A 21232-nucleotide genomic window follows, 5' to 3' on the forward strand; every position below is an offset into this window, starting at 1 on the left:
GAACTTCCGGGCCGGTCTCAGCGCCGGGCGGACTCGCCCGGACCGTACGCCACCGGGTGGCTGACGCCCTGGGGCACCCGGGCGGCGGGCGCCGGGGCCTGGACGCGGGCGGCCCTGGCGGACTGCAGGCGCGGCGCGGCGGCCTGGGCGGGCAGCGTGAAGTCGGCGCGGCCGCCGGCCGCGGGGGCCGTCCAGCCGGAGCGGGCGCCGGCGTAGGCGGTGCCGAAGGCGGTGCCGTTCTGCGTGGTGCCGGCGGGCAGCGTCGCGCTGACCTGCACTCCGGCGGGCGCGTCGACGGTGACGGCGGTGCCGGTGCGGTAGGCGGTGACCTTGCCCGCGGCGAGCGCGGCGTTCCACGCGGCGCGGCGGGTCAGCTCGCTGCCGATGTCCTTCATCCGCAGGTTCACCAGCGGGGTGTCGGCGGCGAACAGGCCGTTGTAGTCGGCGAGGACCTTCTCCAGCACCGTGTAGCCGATGCGCTCCTCGGAGAGGTTGGACTGGTGCATGAAGTGCGGCCGCGGGTCGTTGGCGAGGACGTGGCCGAGGGCGATGCGCGCCTCCAGCGGCGCGATGTAGGAGGCGAAGCCCGTCTTGACGTCCAGCGGCTTCTTCAGGCAGGTGGTCGTCTCGGGGTACTTCTCGCAGGTGCCGCTGCCGCCGTCGGCCTTCTTGGTGTACAGCCAGTTGTACTCGTCGGTCTGCTCGGCGGCCGTGCCCACGTTGTAGTACACGTTCATCGGGTACCGGGGCACCGTCAGCGCGCCGCCGACCGGGCGCTGGCCCGGTTCGCGGGAGGTGTCGCTGCCGATCCAGCCGACGCCGGAGGCGGCCAGGACGGGGGCGAGGTTGGGGTTGTCGTCGGGCTGCTGCGGCAGGGTCTTCAGGCCCGAGTGCTCACCGGTGACCAGCTCGTCCCGGTCGACCGCGAGCTTGTTGCCGGCGGCCCAGGCCAGGTTCTGGTTGACCTGGTAGCCGATCGTCGCGGCGTCGGTCCAGCGCACCCGGCCCAGCAGGTCGGTGGCGCACTTCCAGGGCACGACGGTGGTGTTCTGCACGCAGCCGAGGAAGGCGTGGGTGTAGGTGTGGTTGATCCAGCGGAACGACTTCTGGTCGGCCAGCAGCTGCTGCAGCAGCGGGTCGGGCGCGCCGCCGTGGTCGGCCCGGTACTCCTCGCTGCCGACGCCGTTGTAGGCCAGGTCCAGGGTCAGGCCGTGGGACTGCGACCACTGCCGGGCGTACTGCGCGTCGGCCGCCGTCATCCGCAGCGACGGGCTCTCGGGGCTGGGGTTGCCGGGGCAGTCGACGTCACCGGGGGTGCACTTGAGCTTGGTGTCCCAGCGGTCGTCGGAGGCGAAGACGTCGTCGACGTGGACGCCGAAGTAGTTGCGGGCGGCGCCCAGGTGGACGCCCTGGGTGACCCACTCGACGATGCCGCGCGCGACGAGGCGGAACTGCGTCTGGTAGCGGTTGGCCACGAAGGTGACCACCAGTTCGCTGCGCCCGTCGTGGTCGTAGCGGCCGATGAGCGAGCCGCGCCCGGAGCCGCCGGGCACCGCGGCGTCGACGTACGGGGTGAAGGTCGCACCGTCCGCCTGGTGTTCCAGGGGGGTCGCGACGTAGCCGTAGCTCTCGTTCACGGCCGGGTCGTTGTCCTCGAAAGGAACGTTTCCCTTGAGGTAGCCGAAGGGACCGGTGGCCCCCGCCGGCGTCACCTGGGCGGTCCGCCCGTCCAGCGGGCCGGCGTAGCCGCCGTCCTGGGGGGTGTTCAGACCCACGGCCGGGCGGGCATAGGTATAGGCGTCGACCTGGCGGATGCCGAATCGTTTCTCGTAGTCGGCGAGGGCCGTCATCTCGGCCGAACCGGCCCCGAAGGGATTGTCGTTGGGCAGCACCACGCCCTGGAACTTCGCTCTGGGCCGGCCGTCGACGGTGTCACTGAGGAAGCCCGCGTCGACGCGCGCCCGCTTCGCGTCGTCGAGGACGAGCGGTGTGTACGGCGTGCCGGCCGTGTCCAGTTCGGCACGTATCGCCTGCACGGCGGGGCCGCCGTCGTCGACGACCAGCAGTCGCAGGTCGACGCGGGGTGCCGGTTCCGCCGCGCTCGCGCTGCCCTGCGGCAGCGTCATCGCCAGCAGTGCGGCCGCGGACCACGCCGCGAGCCGCCGGGTTGTACGCCCCATGCGCTTACTACCCCCCAAGGACGAAGCCGCGCGTGGGGTGCGCCGCCGTCCGGACGAATGACGTGTGCGCGGGACAGGAATCCTCGAACGTCCCGCACCTTGAACTGGAACACCGATCGGCCCCCACCGGACGGCCGGACTCCCCACCCCGGCCGTATGTGCTCTCCCCTGTGCTCTCCCCGAGGAACGGGCGCGCACGTCCCGTTCCGCGCCGCCCGCCCTGAGCCGGGGGCGTGCGGCGTCGACGCGGCCTGCCGGGGCACGCGCACACCCCGGTCGCGGGAGGCGTAGGCGGCCCCCCGACCGCTCAGCCATATAGTGCGCCATGCCCGCAGGTCGTGCGGGGTGCACTGAGCAGGTGCCCGGCGGCCGCCGGCGGCACCTGGCCGAAACCGCACCCACCGTGCGCGGGGGCGCGGGCGGAGCCGGGGCGGCAGGGCCGGTGCCCATGACGGACGTGACCTGTGTCAACTCCTGTATACAACGCCCTTGAACGGGTGTACGGCGGGCGTCGGAACATTCGCCCCAGGGGCCGTACGGCGTCACCAGATCGGCCGGAACTCGGCTGTCCGTTTTGGGGGCTGTGGCGGCGTCCGCCCGGTCGTGACCGGGATGTGCGACGACGGGTCCGCAGGGCCGTCCGGAGCCCTCACCGGGCCTGATGCCGGACCTGCCCGCCGGGCGTGGAGTGCCGCCTGTCCATCAGACGGGAACGCGAGGGCTTTGGTTGCCCGGCCGCCCGGAAAAGCCGCGGCGAACGGTCGGGTGTGCGTCAGGGGCGAAGGGGGCGCCTGTGTTTCTTGACACTCCAGGGCACCGGCGAGATTGTCATGGACATTCCCTTGCTTGATGTGAGGCACGTCCTCCCACCCCCCGACCACGGGCCCAACGGCCCTGGAGGAGACGTGAACAGACACCGCATCACCCTCGCCGCCGTCCTGCTCACCGCACTGGCCGCGCTCGTCCCCGCCCCCGCCACCGCCGGCACCCCCGGCCCCGCGCGGACCCCCTCGCCCGACGCGCCGCACCACGGCGTGGTCACCGGGGCCCGCACGCCCGGGCACGCACCCGGCCGCGACCGCGCGGTGCGCGCCTTCGCCGACGGCCGCCGCGCCGCCCGCACCGCAGCCCCCGACGCCGACCTCACCCACAACTGGTGGGGCGTCTTCCCCCGGCCCGGCACGCACGACGGCATCACCGCCACCCACACCGTCGACCCCGCCTACAAGGTCTCCGACCCCGACAACTTCACCTACGCGCCCACCACCAAGGCCCAGAAGTCCTGCATGGAGGTCGTCACCGCCTACTGGAACAGCGGCAACGAGATCTGGGCCTGGGACTGGTGCAGCAGCCCCGGCGGCCCCGCCAAGGTCCTGCCCGTCGACGCCGACTTCCTGGCCGCCTACACCACCGCCGCCCCCGGCGGCACCCGCGCCTACAGCGTGCAGATGATCCTGGAGGACGCCGCGACCAACCGCTGGTCGGCCTACCTGTACAACCACCGCACCGCCGCCTGGAGCCTGCTGTACCGGCAGTCCGGCAACGACCTCAGCGCACTCGACCACGGCTGGGACATGTTCGAGATCTACGCCAGCACCGACCCCGCCACCGGCGTCGGCTACTACTGCACCGAGGCGCGCCGCACCGTCTTCGACAGCAGCGCCGTCCGGCTGCGCGACCACGGCACCTGGAAGGCCGCGAGCCCGGCCGACGCCCCCTGGACCGAACCCCGCCCCGACGGCCGCGACTTCCTCTGCCCGCCGCTGAAGTTCCTCCAGGCCGGCGCCAACGACCACTGGACCGTCCGCCAGTAGCCCCGCCCGCACCACGAGGCGGCCGGCGCGGTGCGCCGGCCGCCTGCGCGTCCCGGGTGCGGCTCAGGGCCCGGTGTCACCGGGGTGGGCGCACAGCCCGCCCTGATAGGTGCTGTCGTACCAGGCGCCCGTCGCGTCGAAGTCCAGGACCGTCCGGCCCGGCCCCACACAGCGGTGGTACTTGCCACGGGCCCACCGCGTGACCTGGATCCAGACGTTCGTGTTCGTCGCGCAGTGCTCGTAGTACGGGTGCTCCCCGCTGGGGTTGTTCCAGCCGCAACCGGCCAACTGCACGGCGGCAGGGGCGCTCGCACGCGCCGGGGCCGTGACCCCCGCACAGGTCAGCGCGCCGGCCAGCACCACACCCGCCAGGGCGCCGAGGCGCCGGCGCCGGGGGCGCCGGGTGGCGAAGGACATGTCGTTGCTCATGATCTGCTCCTTGTCCGCGGGGAGTTCGCTTCCCGCCCCGCCCCGCCAGGCTGCGCCCGGCCCGGCCGCCCCGGCCACCCCGTTCGACGACCCTCGAAGCCCTGGTGGCCGCCTATACTCCGCGGATGCACCAGGCAACGATCAAGCGTGCCACCGCACGGGACGCTGCAGCCCTCACCGGGCTGGTCCGGGAGTCGGGCGCCTACCGGGGACCGTACTCCTCGATCATCTCCGGCTACCGCGTGACGGCCGACTACATAGCCCGGCACCGGGTCTTCACCGCCGTCGACGCCACCGACCGCCTGCTGGGCTTCTACGCGCTCGTCCTCGACCCGCCGGAACTCGACCTGGCCTTCGTCTCCGACGACGCCCAGGGGGCGGGCGTCGGCCGGCTCCTCATCGGCCACATGCTCGCTCAGGCCGCCGAAGCCGGCCTGAGCACCGTCCGCGTGGTATCCCATCCGCCCGCCGAAGCCTTCTACCGCCGCCTCGGCGCCCGCCGCACGGGTACGGTGCCGCCCAGGCCGCCTCAGGTCACCTGGGCCCGCCCGGAGTTGCACTTCGCCGTCGGGTGACGGCCCGGCCCCGGCCCCGGATCCGGCCGGAACCGCGCGTTGACCGCGATGACACATGGTGTCAACGTTCCTGGCGGACCGCAGGCCCGGGACCGGCGATGTGCGGGAGCGAGGCTGCCTTGGACGAGCAGGGGTTCGACGCCGTTCTCGCATGGGGACGGCCCTTCGGGGACAGTGGACAGGCGCGGCACCACGTACGGCAAGACATCGAGCGCGGACTCGCCGCCGGCGCGCCCGAAGGCCGCATGCTGCTGGCCGCGGTCGCGCCCCTGGACACCGAGGAACGCTGGCGCGTCCTCGCCGACCCCCTCGTGCGCGCCGCCCTGCGCGGCGCGCTGCCCCCACAGGTGCTGCACACCGTGGCGGGGACGGCGCCGGCGGCCGGGCCCCGGGTGTGGGGCCTGCGGCGCGGCCCCGACGAGCACCTGCCCGCCCTGGCCGAGCGCACCCTGTGCGTGCCCGGGCCCCGCGAACGCGCCGCGCTGCGCGATGCCGCGCGGACGCTGCGCACGACCCTGCCGCGCGTATGGGACGGCGCCGTGCGCCACGTCCGCCTGGTCGCGGTCGCCGCCGAGCCCGACGGGCCGTACGTACCCGGCGCCGCCTTCGTCGAACGGGCCGCGCTCGGCGACCCGGCGACCGCCGCCGCACGACTGCTGGACGAGGCTCTGCGGCAGAAACTGGCCGACGTGGCCGAGGCCCACCCCCTCACCGTGCCCCGCGCCGCGCGCGCCACCGTCGACGCCCCCTGGGAGCCGCCCGGGCTGTGCGAGGCCGGCCACTGGGACACCGCCCGCGCGGTGACGGCCCTCCACGGGTACGTCCACCTCGCCGTCCTGCACACCCTGCGCGGCACCGACGGCCGCGCGGCGTACGAGCGCGCCCACCACCTCGGCGACCGGCTCACCACCACCGCCCGCGACGGCCTCACCCCCGCCGGGCGGCTGCTCACGGCCCGGCTCGGCCGGGTGCTCGCCGCCACCGGCCACCCCCCGCCCCCGCCCGGCGCCGTGCTGCACCTGCTGCTCGACCGCTACGTACGCGAAGCGGCCGGCGTCGCCGCCGGACCCCTCGCCCACGACAGCCTCCTGCAGCCGCAGCTGCGCGCCGAGATGCGGGCCGTCCGCACCGTCCTGGCCGCCCTGGGCGCCTGGACGGAGCTCGGCGAACTGACCGCGGCCCAGCGCCACCTGCCCTACGCCGAGGCCCGCCGGCGCATCGCCGCCACCCTGCGGCGCCTCGCCCCCGACGGCCGCAGCCTGGAGCCACTGGCCCCCGGCGCGGACCGGACGCTGCGGCTCATGGTCGAACACGGCAGCCGCGAACTCGCGCTGCTCGGCGCGCTCACTCCACCGCGTCCACGTACACCCACGCACCGTCCTGGCGCACGAAGCGGCTGAGCTCGTGCTGCGACCCGGCCTCGCCGTGCAGCTCGTAGTGGGCGCGGAACTCCACCGTCCCGTCCTGGTGGAAGGCGCTGCCACCGGTGGCGGAGAGGACCTCCAGCCCCGTCCAGCGGATGTCGGGATCGAAGTCGAGGGTGCGCGGCCGCGTCGCGGAGTGCCACGTGCGCAACAGATACGCGCCGTCGAGGGCGACGAAGGCGCTGTAGCGCGAGCGCATCAGACGCTCGGCGGTGGGCGCCGCCGCGCTCCCGCTGTGGAACGCGCCGCAGCACTGCGCGTACGTCTGCTGCCTGCCGCAGGGACAGGGCGAGGTGGCGAGCACCGCCGGCTGCTGGCGGTTGCCAGCTTTTCTTCTGGACACCCCCCGATTCTGCCTACCCTTTCGGACGCAGGGCCATCCGGCCCCGCCCGGCCCTGTCCTTTCCGGTGAATTCCCAGCTCACCAGGTGTGCCGGCGCCCGCCGCGCCGCGTTCGCCCACACGGCCGAGCGGTTGCGCCTGCCCGCCCTGCGGCGGACGGTGGTGCCGTCCCCCGTCGGGGACGCCCAAGGGGGGTGACGAAGGGAGCCCGTTCGCATGCGCACCACCCTGCTCACCTCCATATCCGCGGCCGTCGTGTGCGGCTCGCTGGCCCTGGGACTCACCGGCCCCGCCCTCGCCGCCGACGGGCGACCCCGCCCCGTCCTGCGGGAAGAGGCACCCCGGCCCGCCACCCCGGCCGACGCCACCGGCAACCTCGACGACACGCTCCGGCTCGGCTCGCGCATCGTCGACGAGTGCCGCACCGCCCACCCCGACCTCGCCCTCCTGCGCGACCTGCACCGGCAGCTGGGCACCTCCGCCGGCCGGCTCCTCGCCGACGTCCGCGCCCGCGCGGCGCGGGACGCCGCCGGCGACCCGGTCTCCGACGTCAAGGCGCAGGTCGACACCCTCGTCAAGGACCTCACCGACCTGCTCGCGGCCGTCCAGGCCAAGGACGTCGCCAAGGTCACCGCCCTGGTCCCCAAGGTGGTCGCCGACCTGCAGGCCCTGCTGACCTCCGTGCCCAAACTCCTCACCGGCGCGGCGCCCCTGCCCCTACCGGTGCCGGTGTAGGGCGGGTCGTACCTCTGTTCCGCTGCGTCCGGCTCGGCTACGGTCGGGCCGGTGCGCAGACGACCCCTGGCCGCGGCCTTGCTCGGCCTCGCCCTCGCCCTCCTGCCCACCGCCTGCTCCGACTCCGGCTCCGGGCCCGCACCCGCGCCGCGCGACGACGGCGCCCGCCTGCTCTTCCGCGGCGGCGCCAAGGCCAGCGCCCAGAACCCCGCCTTCTCCCCGGACGGCCGCTCCCTGCTGTTCACCGTCTTCCACGGCGGCTACAACGAGGGCGCCGCCGCCCTGCGCGTCCTGCCGCTGGACGCCCACGGCGCGACCAAAGACCCGAAGAAGCCCGGCACCCTGCTCGACGAGGACGACCGGGCCGCCGTCAACCTGCCCGGCGCCAGCTGGAACCGCTCCGGCGAGGTCGCCTTCGCCTCCGACCGCGCCGGCGGCCCGGACGAGGTGTGGGTCCTGCGCCCCGGCGGCCGCCCCACCCGCATCACCGCCCACGACGGCTCCTCCGGCTACCTGGAGCCCAGCTTCTCCCCGGACGGCCGCTGGCTGGTCTTCCAGGAGAGCGACGAGAGCGACCCGCGCCGGCGCGGCTCCCTGTGGAAGGTGCGCCGCGACGGCACCGGCGCCACCAAGCTCCTGGACGGACCCGCCACCGGCACCGACAACCGCCAGCCCAACTGGTCGCCCACCGGCGACCGCCTGGTCTTCCAGCGGCGCGCGACGGACGGCGGCGCATGGGCGCTGTACACCGTCGGCGCGGACGGCACCGGACTGCGCCGCATCACCTCCGCCCCCGGGGAGCACACCGACCCCAGCTGGTCGCCCGACGGGCGGTGGGTGGTGTTCTCCTCGACGGCCGGCGGCCTGGAGCAGCCCCAGATCTTCGCCACCCGCGCCGACGGCTCCGGCACCCCCGTCCGGATCACCAGGAACGACACCACCTACGACGGCGCCCCCAGCTGGTCCCCGGACGGCCGCTGGATCGCCTTCGAATCCCACGAGGGCGACGAGGACAGACCCACCTCCCTGTGGCGGATCCCGGTGCCGGAGGGATTGCTCACCAGTCGAAGAACCTCTTGACCCCGGAATAGGCGCCTTCTACGACTCGCCGGACGACCCGTACCTTCTTGTTCGGCTTCCGGAAAAGGATGCTGTCCGGCGCGACGAAGTCGTAGACCCCCTTGACGAAGGCCTCGGTGCTCCAACCGTCGAAGTAGCCATGGGCGTAGATGTCCAGTCCTTCTGCTGTGAGTTGAGAACCGAGATTGACGAACTGGGCAGTCCTCTGGGTGACTTTCGCACCTGTGGAGACGTAAGGGATCCCCGACGGAACGCGTCCTGCAACGGTCGCCAGGCTTGACGCGTATCCACTGATGGAGCGGAGGCGCTTGACCCATATCTTCGCGGTCGAGTGGTCGTTTCCCGAGTCGGAGTCCTTGCCGGGTTCCGCCACGTCGTCGTTCTTGGGGTCATCGGCGGGGTCGATCCCCTTCTTGACGTTGTCCAGCGCGTCCTGCAACGCCTTGGTTACGGCAGCTACCTGCTCCTCGTAGTACTTCTTCGCGGTGATGCCCCAGGCCTCGTCTGCGGCTTGAGAGGCCGCCTCGGAGCTCTTGCCCGCGCTGACGGCGGACGTCCTCGCGTCGGCAGCAGCTTCCTGTGCACCGGTCGCCGAATCGACGGCCCGTCCGGCGGACGCGGCAGCCTGGTTGGCCGAATAGTTGGCCTGGCGGCTTGCCTGGCGAGCCGTGGCTGCGGCGTTCTTGGCCTTCTGGGCGGAATCCGCAGCCGAGACGGCCGAGTCGTCGGCCTCTCGGGCCTTCTTCTGCGCTTCGTCGGCGTAGCCCTTCGCCTCTTTCGCCGAAGCCTTCGCCTTGTCGGCCCACTGCATCGCTTCCTGAGCCTTGCTGCGGGCCTTTGCCGCCACCTCGTACGCCAGGGCTGCGTTCTGGTTCGCGACGGCCGCACTGCGGGCTGCGTTGGCGATCAGGGCGCGCACGGAGGCCACGTGGGTCGCCGTGTCCTGGTCCCGTTGTGCCGCCTTGAACTGGACACGCGTGACGAAGTCGTGCTGCAACGAGGCGGGGCCGGCCATCGCGATCTGGGCCGCAGCCTTCACGTTGGGCCCGCCGCTGTTCATGACGGCCAGGGTCTCGGCCCGGTCGTCCTCGACCAGGGCATCTCGGTACCCATCCACCAGGAAGGCGTTGAGAGCCTTGGCGTTGCCCTTGCTCAATGCGGCATTCCCGGCTTCCTTGACGCTCTTGCCCGCACCCTTCATGAGTTTGAGGACCTGGACCCGATAGTCGTCGACCTGAACGTCGTACGAGCCTTCGGCGAGGAACTTCTCCACCTGCCCGGGGTCGCCGCTCTTCAGTACCTTGAGAGCCGCCTCGGCCAGAGCCGGGCTGCCCACCTGTGCGAGGAGCAGGACTTTGTCCCGGTCGTCCAGTTGTACGGCGCGCTGGTACTCCGACGTCACCCAGCGGACAACGGCGGTGTCGGTCCCGGAAAGGGCGTTCTCGGCTGCAGCTCGTGTCCAGACGCCGGTGCTTCCCAGGAGATTGACAGCGGCCTTCCGGCCCAGTTCGGCTGCCGTCCTGGTGTCGGTGCCCGGTGCTGCGGCCTTGGCGAGCAGTTGCCTGGCCGCCTCCTCGGTGGCACCCGCCCGCTTCTGCAGCCGGTCCGACCAGTCTCGTGTGTCCTGGTCGGCCTTGCCGAGCGCTTTGGCCTCCTCGATACCGGACTTCATGTCCGCTGCGAGGGCGACCTTCTCGGTTTCGCGGGCGAGCTTCTCGACCTTCTGGGCCTGCGCGACGGCCTCGGACGCCGTGCCGGCGGCCTCGATGGCGGCGTTGGCGTGCAGCGTGGCCTTGTTCGCCGCGTCCTGGGACTTGCCTGCCTGGGCGGCAGCCTCGTCCGCGGCCTTGGCGGCTCGGTCGGCGTGCCCGGCAGCGCTGTTGGCGGCCTTGTGCGCGTCGCGCGCGGCAGAGGCGGCCTGGTCGGCGAGGGACTGCGCCCTGCCGGCGGCCTCAGTGGCCTCGCCTGCGGCATTGCGGGCGATGTCGGCGGCTTCGCGTGCCCGTCGGGACTGCTCGGTGGCCTCGCCCGCCGCGCTGCCGGCTTCTGCTGCGGCACCTGCCGAATCCGCTGCGTTCTGTGCGGCCCGGGCAGCGGCGGCGCCCGCCCTGCCTGCCTCGGCACTGGCATCGGCCGCGTGCAGGGCGGCATCGGCGGCGGTACGGGCTCCGCTCGCCGCATCGCGTGCGGCACTGGCGGCCTGCCGCGCCGCTGCTGCCTCGCTCGCGTCGCCCGCGGCCCTGGAGGCGGCCGAATAGGCGCGTGCGGCCGCCTCGGCTGCCGCTGCCGCTGCCGCAGCAGCAGCCTGAGCCGCTTCGGCAGCCGTGCGAGCAGCGGCAATGGCCGTATTGGCAGCCTGGATCGCCGTGCGAGCCGCTTCCGCAGCGCCCGATGCCGCCGCGGCGGCGCGATTGGCGGCCTGTCCGACGCGCTGGAGATCGTTTTTGGCGGCCGCGCTTTCCTTGGCGGCCTTCTGAGCGGCTTCCTTGGCCTTTTTCGACGCCTCCTCAGCCCGCGTCGACGCCTCCTTCGCGGCGTCGGTCTCGCGCTTGGCCCGCTTGCCCGCCTCGTCCGCCACACGGGCGAGCTGTGCGACCGTCAAGGACTCCTGGTCGCGTGCACGAGCCAGGTGCTGCCCGGCCTCCAAGAACTCCGCGACGTCCTGTGCCGAGCCGTTCAACGCGCGCTGCGCCTGTTTCTTCACCTCGGGGCCGCCGGCCTGCATGACCTTCAGGAGCTCGACCCGGTCGTCCTCCTCCTGGGCCTTGCCCCAGCCGTTGTCGAGGAATTCCTGCAGCGCTTTGGCAGAGCCCTCGTCGAGGGCCTGTTGACCGGCCTTGCGAACCGCGTCGTCCCCGTTGTTCATCGCGGTCAGGACCTGGACACGCCGATCGTCGTCCAAAGGGGCCTTGTAGCCGGACTCGACGAATGCGTGGATATCGGCATCGGAACCGCTCAGAGCCTTCGAGGCGGCCTCGCGAACACCGGCTCCGGCCGAGCTCAACATTTTCAGAACAGCGAATCGTTCGTCCTCGGCCCGCGCCCGGTCGAGGCCCTGCCGAAGGAAGGCTGTGATGTCGGTGTCCGAACCGACCAGGGCCTTCGCAGCGGCTTCCTTGGTCGAGGTTCCCCCGAGGTTCCAGGCCTCGACCACCTGTGCGCGTGCATCCGCTGCCAGAGCGGGGCCGTCCGGTTCGGCCGGCACGGCCTGGGCCACGGTGGTGCCGAACACCATCACCGCCAGCGTCAGGGACGCCAGCCCGGTGAGCCCGGGGTGCCGGCGCCATGAATGGCGCTGCTGTAATAACGGTCTTTTCTTCATCGTATCCCCTCGAATTTCGCCAAGTTGGCGGGGCAGCACCTTCGCGAACACGACGGGGGCGCGCCTTTCGGCCGGATGCGTGGCTCGACCTGCCGCCGCACCCCCGGGCCGCGTCAGCTCACGAGTTCGATGCCGCCGTGGGTGCCGGCCGCGTCGACGGCGGGGAAGATGCCCAGGTTGCCGTTGTTCCAGCTGATGAGGATGTCGTTGACCTTACTGTTGTCATTGGCGAAGGAGCCGGTGGTGACGGTCTGCATGTTCTTCCAGGCCGAGCCGGCGTCACGGATCTTGGTGCGGCCGTGGTAGCCCTTGGCGTCGACGCCGGGGAAGAGGCTCGTCTCGCCGTCCTGCCACTGGATGAGCAGGTCGGACGTCTTCTTACCGGTGAAGTCCCCGGCACTGATCTGCGCCGCGTTCTCCCAGGACTTCGTCGCTTCGGTCAACTGCTCGTGGCCGCTGAGCCCCTTGCTGTGGACATCGGTGTACATCGAAGTGGACCCGTTCTCCCACAGCACCAGCACGTCGTCACGCTGGTCGTTGCTCGTGAACCGCCCGGCAGTGATCAACCGGGCGTTCTTCCAGAAGGGGTTGGGGTTGTCCTTCTCACCCTTCTGCAGGGTCTTCTCGCCGTGGACGCCCTTCTCGTCGAGATGGGTGTACTCCGTCACCTCGCCGTCCTTCCAACGGACGAAGAGCCCGTCCGTGCCGTCACCGGCGAATTCACCGCCGGTGATCGCCCGTGCGTACTTCCACATGCTGTCCGCCTTGGCGATCGGGATCTCGGCGGAGAAGGGCGTCTTGGGGTCACCGCTCCTGGAGCCCTGGTACAGGCTGGCCGAGCCGTCCTTCCAGACGACGAACAGGTCCATGGAGCGCTTGCCGCCGGCAGGGCCGGTGAAGTGGCCGGACGCGGTGTACGCGGCGTTCTTCCAGTCCGCCCGGGAGAGCAGGTCGCGAGCCGCAGTGGCCTGGACCCAGTCGGCGACGTCGTCCACGCGGGTGCTTCTGGCGTTCCTGCGCGTTTCGCCGGCCTCGGAGCCCCAGCAGCCGCCCTGCTGGAAGGCCGAGTTGACTGCGGCGAGTTCGGCCTTGCCGCCCTTCTCCCGGAAGAGGGGGGAGCCGGCGTCACCCTTGCACAAGGCGGTGTCCGCGCCCTTGCCCTCGAGATCGAGGGAGGCGGTGGACGTGGAGGAGACGGTGAAGGAGGCGGAGTGCAGGCGGTCGGGGGCCCATTCGTCCTTGGTGCGGCCGTAACCGGCGGTGCGCAGGTCCTCGCCCTGTCGGGGCTCGTCGGTGGCCACGGCCAGGGGAGAGACCCCGGATACGGGCTTGGCGAGCTTGACCATGACCAGGTCGCGATCGCCGCGCGGCACGAGCTCGATCGCTCCGACCATGGATCCGCCCGTACCGGACAGACTTGTGCGGCCGACCGTGACGGTCGTCTTCTGCTTGGGTACCCCGCCGGTGATGCGGAACCCCTGCGAGGGGTCGTCCGCGAAGCAGCTGGCGGCTGTGAGCACCCACTGGCTCTCGACGAGCGCCCCGGTGCAGGCGCGCTTACCGCTGCCGATGTCGAGCTTGGCTGTGAACTGGTACTGCCCGTCCCGGGCCTCGTCACCGACGACGGCCTGCGCCTGGGTTCCGTACAGGATGCCCGCCGCGACGGACGTGGCGAGGAGGCCTGCTATCCACGTGGCGCGCGTACTGTTTTCGGACATGAACGTTCCTTATTCCTCGTGGGACCGTGATTTTCGTGGAGCCGTGGGAACGGCGGATTACTTCTTGGCCACGATCTCGAGGAGAGCGAACTCACGGCCTTGAGGGTCACTCGTCTCGCCGACGCCGGTCCACTTGTCCTTCTCGAGATCGAAGGACTTCTCCTGGTTCGCCGCCACCATATTGAGTCGAACGGCATAGTCGTTCCCCTTGGCGCCGTAGACGGACGGCAGTTCCAGACTCAGGTAGCCGGACGTGCCGGTGATGCGAAAGCAGAACTTCCCCTGCCCGACCGTGTCCGTCGTCTGCATGCCCCGTGCGTACACCTCGACCAGCCCTGGGCGGCTGTCACAGGTGGCGAGCACCACGTGGCCGTCGCCACGCTTCAGCTTGATGCCACGTTCCTTGAAGATCTTGTCGGCCTGTGGGTATTCGAAATCCTCCACGCCGTGGGGAAAGGCGTCCGCGGCCACCGCGGGTGTGTAGCCGCTCATCGCCGCGGCAACGACCACCCCGGTGGTGAACAGACGGGGAAGCAACTTCATCGATCGGCTTCCGTCCTCTTGTGGGTAGATGCAAGGAGAGCGAGTGTGTCGATGAGGGATGCACTCGCCGACCGAAGACTCGTTCCAAGGTTTTTGCCGGTCAATGGGTTTACCGGTTTCCCGGCGCCGAAGGAAGCGGGAAACGGGCGCTGACCTGCACAGATGATCGACGGCGCCGGCCGCTCTCCCCAGGGGTTGCCGTGTGGGCGAGCGCGGGTTGCCCTGTTTCCGATGCCGGTAGGAAACAGGGAAAACCTTGCGTTCTGCATGTGCCGCCCGGTGGACTGGGCGTGCTGCGCAGCCATGCAGCCCGCTGTGGTGGTACGGGGGTTCATCACAAGCGAATGTCGTGCGCTGTAAAGGTGGCGGGGATGCCTTATGAGGCATCCCCGGCGTCACGCCGTTCAGCCCGCTGGACCGGACCAGCGAGCGTTTCGATCGGCAGAGGCGGCCATTTCGTCTCCTTCCGGGTCAGGCTTGCCAGCTCCTCCGGTGGTTCGGCGCCGTCCTGAACGGTCGTGACGTAGGCCTTTGCTTCCTGCAGGCTCAGTCGCGGGGCCTGCTTGCGCAGGTGGCTCATCGCGGCCGCGACGCCTACGGAGTGGACGAGCGCGCGCACAGAGGAGGCCAGTGGATCACGCGGTCCGATGCCCTTGGTCTGCAGGAGGTACTGCTCCTCCCAGCCCTCGTCCTCCCACCCGACAGCGGGCACGTAGTGGATGCTCCCATCGTGCCGGTCCACCAGGTAGTGGCCGCCGACGAAGCTGCCGCGCACGTCACGGGCCCGGGCCTGCTCCGCCGAGCGCCAGAAGACGAGCCAGCCGACCGCGCGTTCCTCCACGTGGTAGACGTCCGGCGTAGGGGCGGACCCCCTCCATGGCTGCGTCGGCAGTTCTCTGGCCAGGAAGGACTCGATGAGCTCGACGGCGCGTTCCTTGGAGATCACGGTCTCATCATCCGCCACAGGGGTTCTTCGTCGGGAGTTTCGTGAGCGTCATGTCCCAGTGGTGTTCGGCGCTGAGCCGGCACACGGTGTCGGCGATGGTCGCCGGGTCGAGTTCCCAGATGCGCACCGTGCGGTCGGTGTTGACCGTGGCGAGGGTGTGTCCCGAGGGGGAGGCGGCGAGCCCCGAGACGTAGCCGCCCGTGCCGGTCAGGGTGGCGACGGGCTGGTGGTCGCGGGTGTCCCACAGGCGGACGGTGCGGTCGTATCCCGCTGTGGCCAGGGTGTTGCCGTCGGGGGTGTAGGCGAGGTGGCTCACGGTTTCCGTGTGGCCGGTCAGTCTCGTGACGCGCTGCCGGGCCGCCACGTCCCACACCGTGACGTCGCAGCTGGTCGCGGCCAGGGTGGTGCCGTCGGGGCTGAACGCGAGGGAGTACGTCCTGCACATCGGGCCCGAGCGGGTCAGGGTGGCGACGACCTTGCGGGTCCGCAGGTCCCACAGGCGGACGGCCGCGTCGTGGTTGCCGGTGGCGAGGGTGCGGCCGTCCGGGGAGAACGCCAGGGAGGCCACGGCCTCGGGTTCGCCGTCGAGGACGGCGATCGCCTCGTGCGAGCGCACGTCCCACAGGCGGGTGCTGCGGTCGGCGCCGGCGGTGGCCAGCGTGCGGCCGTCGGGGCTGAAGGCCGTGGCGAGGACGGCACCGGCGTGGCCGGTCAGGGTGGCCGACTCCCGGTAAGTGGCGGTCTCCCACAGCCGTGCCGTGCCGTCGTCGCTCGTGCCGGCGAGGGCACGGCCGTCCGGGGAGAACGCCAGACTCGTCATGGCGCCGGCGGGACCGGAGAGGGTGGCAAGGACGCTGCCCGCGACCATGTCCCACACCACGACGGTGCCCCGGGCGTCACCGGCGGCCAGGGTGCGCCGGTCCGGCGAGAGGGCCAGGGCGGTCGCCGTCCCGCCGCCTGCGACGAGCGTGCCGGTCTTCTGCCGGGAGGAGGCGTCCCAGAGCTGCAGGACGGGCGTGGTGCCGCGTTGTTCGGTGGTCGAGGTGGTGGCGATGCTCCGCCCGTCCGGGCTGAAGGCCACCGCCGGGATCGACCCCGTCCCCGTCAGCGCGCCGACCGCCTGGTGCGTGGTCGTGTCCCACAGGCGCGCGGTGTCGTCGTTGTAGCCGGCGGTGGCGAGGGTGCGGCCGTCGGGAGCGAAGGCCACCGACCAGACGATGTCGCGGTGCCCGGACAGGGTGGCGGTCATGCGGCCGGACGCGCGGTCCCACAGCCGCGCGGTCCTGTCCAGGCCCCCGGTGGCGAGGGTGCGGCCGTCGGGGGAGAAGGCCACCGCCGTGACGGCGGCCGTATGGCCGCCGAGCGTGGCGGTGACGCGGCGCGAGGCCGGGTCCCACAGCCTGACCTTCTGATCGGTGTACGCGGCGGCCAGCGTACGGCCGTCGGGCGCGTACGCGACCTGCCAGACGGCGCCGTTGCCGTTGTCGAGCACGCCTGCGGCACGACGCGCGGCCACGTCCCACAGGCGCACGGTGCCGTCGTCGCCCGCCGACGCCAGGGTGCGCCCGTCCGGGCCGAACGCCAGACCGTTGACGGCGCCGGCATGGCCAGTGAGGGTGACGATCGGGCGGCGGGACCGCACGTCCCACAGTTTGACCGTCCGGTCCCTGCCGGCCGTCGCGACGGTGTGCCCGTCGGGGGAGAACGCCACGGCACGGACCCTGTCGGTGTGCCCCGTCAGGGTCGCCAGCAGCCTGCGGGAGGCCGTGTCCCACAGCTTGGCCGTGTGGTCGTCGCCCGCCGTGGCCACCGTACGGCTGTCGGGGCTGAACGCCACGGCGAAGACGTCGTCCGTGTGACTGGTGAGCTGGTTGCCGGGGAACGCCGCGTACGTGCTCAGCAGGCTGCTGCGGGCCTCGGCGGTGGGAGAGCGGCGGTAGGCGCTCAGTGCGACGAGCACCGCGGCCTCGGGCTGGTCGCGCAGCATGCCGGTGGCCCGGGCGGCGAGTTCGCGGGACTCCGCCACGCGGCGCTGGTCCTCGGCCCTGCGGCTCTGGTGGAGGGCGGCGGCGCCGGCCACGAGCGAGAGGACCAGAAGGGTGGCGAGGGCGGCGGTGAGGGTGCGCAGGTTCCGCAGGCGGCGCTGCTCCGTCCGCTTCTCCGACTGCTCCCGTTCGACAGCGGCTTCGAGGAACGTGCGCACCGTCGCGGTGAGGGCGGCCGCGCCGGAGGGGCGTCCGGTGACCTCCAGGGCCGCCGCCAGGCGGGAGCCGCGGTGGAGCAGGCTCGGGTCACGGCCTTCCCGTTCCCAGGCGGCGGCCGCCTCGGCGAGTGCCTGACGGGCGTGCAGGACGGCCCGGTCCTCCTCGATCCACTGGCGCAGCCGGGGCCAGGCGTGCAGCAGGGCCTCGTGGGCCACCTCGACGTGGTCGGCGTCCACGGTGAGCAGCCGCGCCCGGGTGAACGCCTCGACGACGGCCTCGGCGTCACCGTCCGCGCCGCCGCCCGCCTCCACGAGGTCGGCCCTGCGGCCCGGCCGGCTCGTCTCCCGGTCGTCGCCGACCTGGACCAGGTGCAGCAGAACGCGCCGGGCCGCCTGTTGCTGCCGGGCGGGCAGGGACGCGTAGGCGCGCTCGGCGGTGGCGGCCACCGCGCCGTACACGCCCCCGGTCAACCGGTAGCCCTCGACGGTCAGCGTGGAGTTCTCCCGGTGCTGCCAGGTGCCGAGCAGGGCGTGGGAGAGCAGGGGCAGTGCTCCGCCCTGCGCGGCGTGGCCGGGTGCCGCCCGGCCGGGCAGGTGTCCGATGTCGCGCAGGAGCACCTCGACCAGCCCCGGCTCCACCTCCAGGCCGGCCTCCCGGGCCGGCCCGGTGACGGCGTCGCGCAGTTGCGCGTCCCCCATCGGCCCCAGGGTGATGTGGCCCCGCTGCAGGGACGCGGCAAGGGCGGGAAAGGCCAGGCAGCGGTCGTAGAAGTCGGCCCGGACACCGAGGACGACGAGCGCGGTGGGAAGGGCGCCCGCGCCGGTGCCCCGTGGCGCCGTCAGGGCCGTCAGCGCGTCCACGAAGGCCGCCCGGTCGCGTGCGTCGGGGCAGAGCACGAAGGTCTCTTCGAACTGGTCCACGACGACGATCAGCGCGGCTCCCTCGTCCGGCAGGGCGGCGCCCACCGCGGCGGCGAAGGCGTCCGCGCCGTGCCGGCGGGCCTCTTCGAGCAGCCGGCGGGACGCCCCGGTGGCCACGGATATCCGCTCCACGAGCGCGTCGAGAGGGCGCTCCCCGGGAGTGAGCAGCGCGACGGGCCAGTTGCGTGAGCCGGCGGCGGGCAGGACTCCGCGTGCCAGGGCCGGGAGCAGCCCCGCCCTCAGCAGCGACGACTTGCCCGCGCCCGACGGTGCCGTCACCAGCAGGGGCCCCGGCGTCCGCAGCCGCTCGCTCAGCTGGGCGACCAGGTCGGCCACGGCGTCCGCGCGGCCGAAGAACCACCGCGCGTCCCGCACACCGAACGGGGACAGGCCCGGGTACGGGCACACGCCCGTGTCCCGTTTCCTGCCGCCGTTGTCCTTGGCCGTCGCCAGGACGGCCTTTTGCAGCGTGCCGCCGGTTTTCAGCACCTGGTCGCAGACGCGGCTCAGTTCCAAGGTCAGCGGTTTCTCGCCGTTTTCGACCTTGCTGACGTAACCCTTGCTGTAGAAGGCCCGGCGGGCCAGCTCGGCCAGCGACATCCCCTGGTCGCGGCGCAGCCGGCGCAGCAGTTCCCCGGTGCCCAGGTCTTCTTCTTCCACCGCTGCGCGGCCCCTCTTCCCGGATGTCCGTGCAGGAGCCCCGCCCCGCACGGCGCCCCCCGCAATGATCGATGCATCGGTCATGCTCTCAGGGGGCGCCGTACGTGAGCGAATCAGCCGAAACTGACGCTCAGCAAGGAATACTGTTTCACCGTCAATTCCACGTGCACCACGTCTGCGGCCACCGAGAACGGCACCGGCTGCGCCACCGGCGAGGCCGCATCGGGGGAGGCGACCGCCGCGGAGAGCGGTCGCTTGCCCTCCGGGATCCGCACCGCCACCGTGCACGGCGCCGGTACCGTACGGAACGTCCCCGGCGCGTCCCCGAAGCCCGTGAAGTTCACCAGCTGCACCACCGTCTCGCCGGCGCCGAGCCGGCCGGCCTCCACGTGGATGCGCCGGTCGCCGGCGGCGAGCGTCACGGCCGGCGGCGCCGCCTCGCGCACCGGGCCCAGCAGCGCGTCCGCGCTCGCCTGGTCGGTGGCGGTCAGGTACTTCAGCCCCGCCAGGTCCCGGACGTAGTGGCAGGTGCCCGCCCCGAAGGCGTGCCGCTTGGTGGCCGGGGCGGCGTCCGCCTTGCCGAAGCCGAGCACGTCGGCCAGCGCGTACTCGCCGCGCGCCGCGCCGTACTCGTCCAGGGCGGTCGGCGCCGGCCCGGTGACGACCACCGTGCCGCCGCCGGAGACGTAGCCGCGCAGCACGGCGGCCTCGGCGTCCGAGACGGCCTGCAGGTTGGGCAGCAGCAGGACGCGGTAGCCGGCGAGGTCGGCCGCCGTCAGGTCCGGGCTGGTGACGGTGGTGAAGGGGATGTGGCCGTAGACCAGCGCCTTGACGGTGCCGCGGAACTCGCCGAGCCACGCCTGCCGGGTGCAGCTCTCCTCCGTCGCGCCGCCGCTCCACCAGTCGGCGACGCCCGCGGGCGCCTTGGCGTTGACGTACATGCCGGTGCCGGCCGTCGGGGCGACGTAGTCGCGCGAGGCGGAGGAGTGGTAGACACCGACGGTGGCGGCGGAGACGGTGTCGTACAGCCGTTCCTGCTGGGCGGCGACGAAGGCGTACATGCGGGTGCGCATCGCGACGTCGGTGCTGATGTCCTTGAACGGGCTCTTGACCTCGTACGGGTTGCAGCCGGACGCCAGCAGTTCGGCCATCACCAGCGAGGCGTCGTCGGCCTTCCAGCCGTAGGAGAACGCCCAGGCCGGCTTGGTGCCGCTGGCCGCGCGGGCGTACTTGTACATCGAGATCAGGCAGGTCCAGTCGCTGGCGGTGGCGTGTCGCATGCCGTCGCGCAGGCCGAGGATGTCGACCTCCCACACGTGGCTGACGCCGCCGCCCGCGGTGCGCAGGTACGCCCCGTCCAGGCCGATGCGGGTGGCGTACTGGTAGTCCATGCTCACCGTCTCGACGAAGGTCAGCAGGTCGGGGTTGACGGAGCGGCCGGCGGCGGCGATGTCCAGCTGCCACTGGTTGAGGTTGCGGTGGCGCCACTCGACGTAGCGGCGGAAGCGCGGGTCCGAGAAGTTGTCGGCGGGCGGCAGGGCGAGCCCGGTGTCGGCCTTGAAGGCGGCGGCGGCCCAGGTGGAGGCGTCGCACCAGGTGAGGGCGCCGTCGAAGTAGATGGGCACGTCCGGCCAGATGGCGTCGACACCGGTGGCGGCGAGCTGCTTGATGCGACCGAGGTAGAAGTCGCGCCAGGGAGAGTTGGGGCTGACCCAGCAGCTCTCGTCACCGGGGTCCACCCAGACCACGAGGCTGCCGTAGAAGACGTTGGGCTTGCCGTCCAGGGAACGCTGGACCCAGTTCTTGCCGTCGCCGTCCTTGTAGAAGGAACGTCCCTTCTCGCCGCCGAGGCTGATGACCTCCAGCGACGGGTAGTAGACGACGACGCGCAGCCCGGCCGCGCGGGCGACCTGGGCGAAGCTCTTGACCTTCGTCATGTGCTCGGCGAACTCGGCGTCGGTCAGCCAGTGGGAGAGGATGGTGTCGAGCTCGATCACGCTCACGTTCTGGCTCTTGAGCCTGTCGACCACCGGCTTCATGTCGCGCACGGGGTCGGCGTCCTCGTCGAAGGTGCCGTCCGCGATGCGCGCGAAGCGGCTCCAGTCGGGGAAGGCCGCCTGCGTCCGTGCGCCCTGGGCGGCCTGCCGGGCCCAGGCGGCCCGTTCGAGCGGCAGCGGGGCGGGCGACGGGGCGGGGCCGCCGGACGGCAGCCGGCCGGCCGCCCACGCGGCGCCCGAGGCGACGAGGCCGGCCTTCAGGAGTCTTCTCCGGCTCAACCCACCGGGTATGTCCATGACTGTCCCCTCCATGGCGGCGTTTTTGTTGACGGTGCCCGGGAAT

General features: G+C 72.3%; 14 protein-coding genes. 5 read left to right on the forward strand and 9 right to left on the reverse strand.

All coding sequences use genetic code 11. The features are described from left to right. Positions 1–17: 17 nt before the first annotated feature. Positions 18–2180, reverse strand: coding sequence for a hypothetical protein (locus tag ABD361_RS05560; RefSeq protein ID WP_344433583.1), 2163 nt, complete (start codon positions 2178–2180; stop codon positions 18–20). A gap of 905 nt (positions 2181–3085) precedes the next feature. Here ABD361_RS05560 and ABD361_RS05565 point away from each other — a divergent pair. Next, positions 3086–3994, forward strand: coding sequence for a carbohydrate-binding protein (locus tag ABD361_RS05565; protein ID WP_344433584.1), 909 nt, complete (start codon positions 3086–3088; stop codon positions 3992–3994). 63 nt (positions 3995–4057) lie between these two features. Here the strand turns inward: ABD361_RS05565 and ABD361_RS05570 are convergent, their stop codons facing one another. Beyond that, positions 4058–4423, reverse strand: coding sequence for a DUF6355 family natural product biosynthesis protein (locus ABD361_RS05570; RefSeq protein ID WP_344433585.1), 366 nt, complete (start codon positions 4421–4423; stop codon positions 4058–4060). Between the two features lie 125 nt (positions 4424–4548). On the opposite strand from ABD361_RS05570, the gene ABD361_RS05575 reads away from it, so the two are divergent. Beyond that, entirely contained in the window at positions 4549–4998 is a 450-nt protein-coding gene (locus tag ABD361_RS05575; RefSeq protein WP_344433586.1) for a GNAT family N-acetyltransferase, read from the forward strand. Positions 4999–5117: 119 nt separating this feature from the next. Beyond that, positions 5118–6398, forward strand: a complete 1281-nt coding sequence (locus ABD361_RS05580; RefSeq protein WP_344433587.1) for a hypothetical protein — start codon at positions 5118–5120, stop codon at positions 6396–6398. On the opposite strand, the gene ABD361_RS05585 is transcribed toward ABD361_RS05580, so the two are convergent. After that, positions 6343–6765: a YchJ family protein gene (locus tag ABD361_RS05585; protein WP_344433588.1), complete on the reverse strand. Its 423-nt coding sequence runs from the start codon at positions 6763–6765 to the stop codon at positions 6343–6345. The two genes, ABD361_RS05580 and ABD361_RS05585, sit on opposite strands and share 56 nt — an antisense overlap. A 215-nt stretch (positions 6766–6980) precedes the next feature. Here ABD361_RS05585 and ABD361_RS05590 point away from each other — a divergent pair, with 215 nt between their 5' ends. Further along, positions 6981–7499, forward strand: a complete 519-nt coding sequence (locus tag ABD361_RS05590) for a hypothetical protein (RefSeq protein ID WP_344433589.1) — start codon at positions 6981–6983, stop codon at positions 7497–7499. Between the two features lie 51 nt (positions 7500–7550). Then, entirely contained in the window at positions 7551–8579 is a 1029-nt protein-coding gene (locus ABD361_RS05595) for a hypothetical protein (protein WP_344433590.1), read from the forward strand. Here the strand turns inward: ABD361_RS05595 and ABD361_RS05600 are convergent. From ABD361_RS05600 to ABD361_RS05625, 6 genes are all read right to left on the reverse strand, one after another. After that, positions 8557–11952 (reverse strand): hypothetical protein, encoded by a 3396-nt coding sequence (locus ABD361_RS05600; RefSeq protein WP_344433591.1) that lies wholly within the window; start codon positions 11950–11952, stop codon positions 8557–8559. The two genes, ABD361_RS05595 and ABD361_RS05600, sit on opposite strands and share 23 nt — an antisense overlap. Positions 11953–12014: 62 nt before the next feature. Then, positions 12015–13619 carry a S1 family peptidase gene (locus ABD361_RS05605; RefSeq protein ID WP_344433592.1) on the reverse strand — a complete coding sequence of 535 codons (1605 nt, stop codon included), beginning with the start codon at positions 13617–13619 and terminating at the stop codon, positions 12015–12017. Between the two features lie 57 nt (positions 13620–13676). After that, on the reverse strand, positions 13677–14162 hold the full coding sequence (locus ABD361_RS05610) for a hypothetical protein (RefSeq protein ID WP_344433593.1): 486 nt from the start codon (positions 14160–14162) through the stop codon (positions 13677–13679). Between the two features lie 376 nt (positions 14163–14538). Next, the gene (locus ABD361_RS05615) at positions 14539–15108 is read right to left on the reverse strand and encodes a hypothetical protein (protein ID WP_344433595.1); all 570 of its coding nucleotides are present in this window, start codon (positions 15106–15108) and stop codon (positions 14539–14541) included. Positions 15109–15115: 7 nt separating this feature from the next. After that, positions 15116–18892, reverse strand: a complete 3777-nt coding sequence (locus tag ABD361_RS05620) for an nSTAND1 domain-containing NTPase (protein ID WP_344433596.1) — start codon at positions 18890–18892, stop codon at positions 15116–15118. A gap of 113 nt (positions 18893–19005) precedes the next feature. After that, complete coding sequence (locus ABD361_RS05625) at positions 19006–21186, reverse strand: hypothetical protein (RefSeq protein ID WP_344433597.1); 2181 nt, start codon at positions 21184–21186, stop codon at positions 19006–19008. Positions 21187–21232: the final 46 nt, after the last annotated feature.

It is taken from the genome of Streptomyces luteosporeus (genome assembly GCF_039532865.1).
In the GTDB taxonomy this organism is placed as follows: domain Bacteria; phylum Actinomycetota; class Actinomycetes; order Streptomycetales; family Streptomycetaceae; genus Streptomyces; species Streptomyces luteosporeus.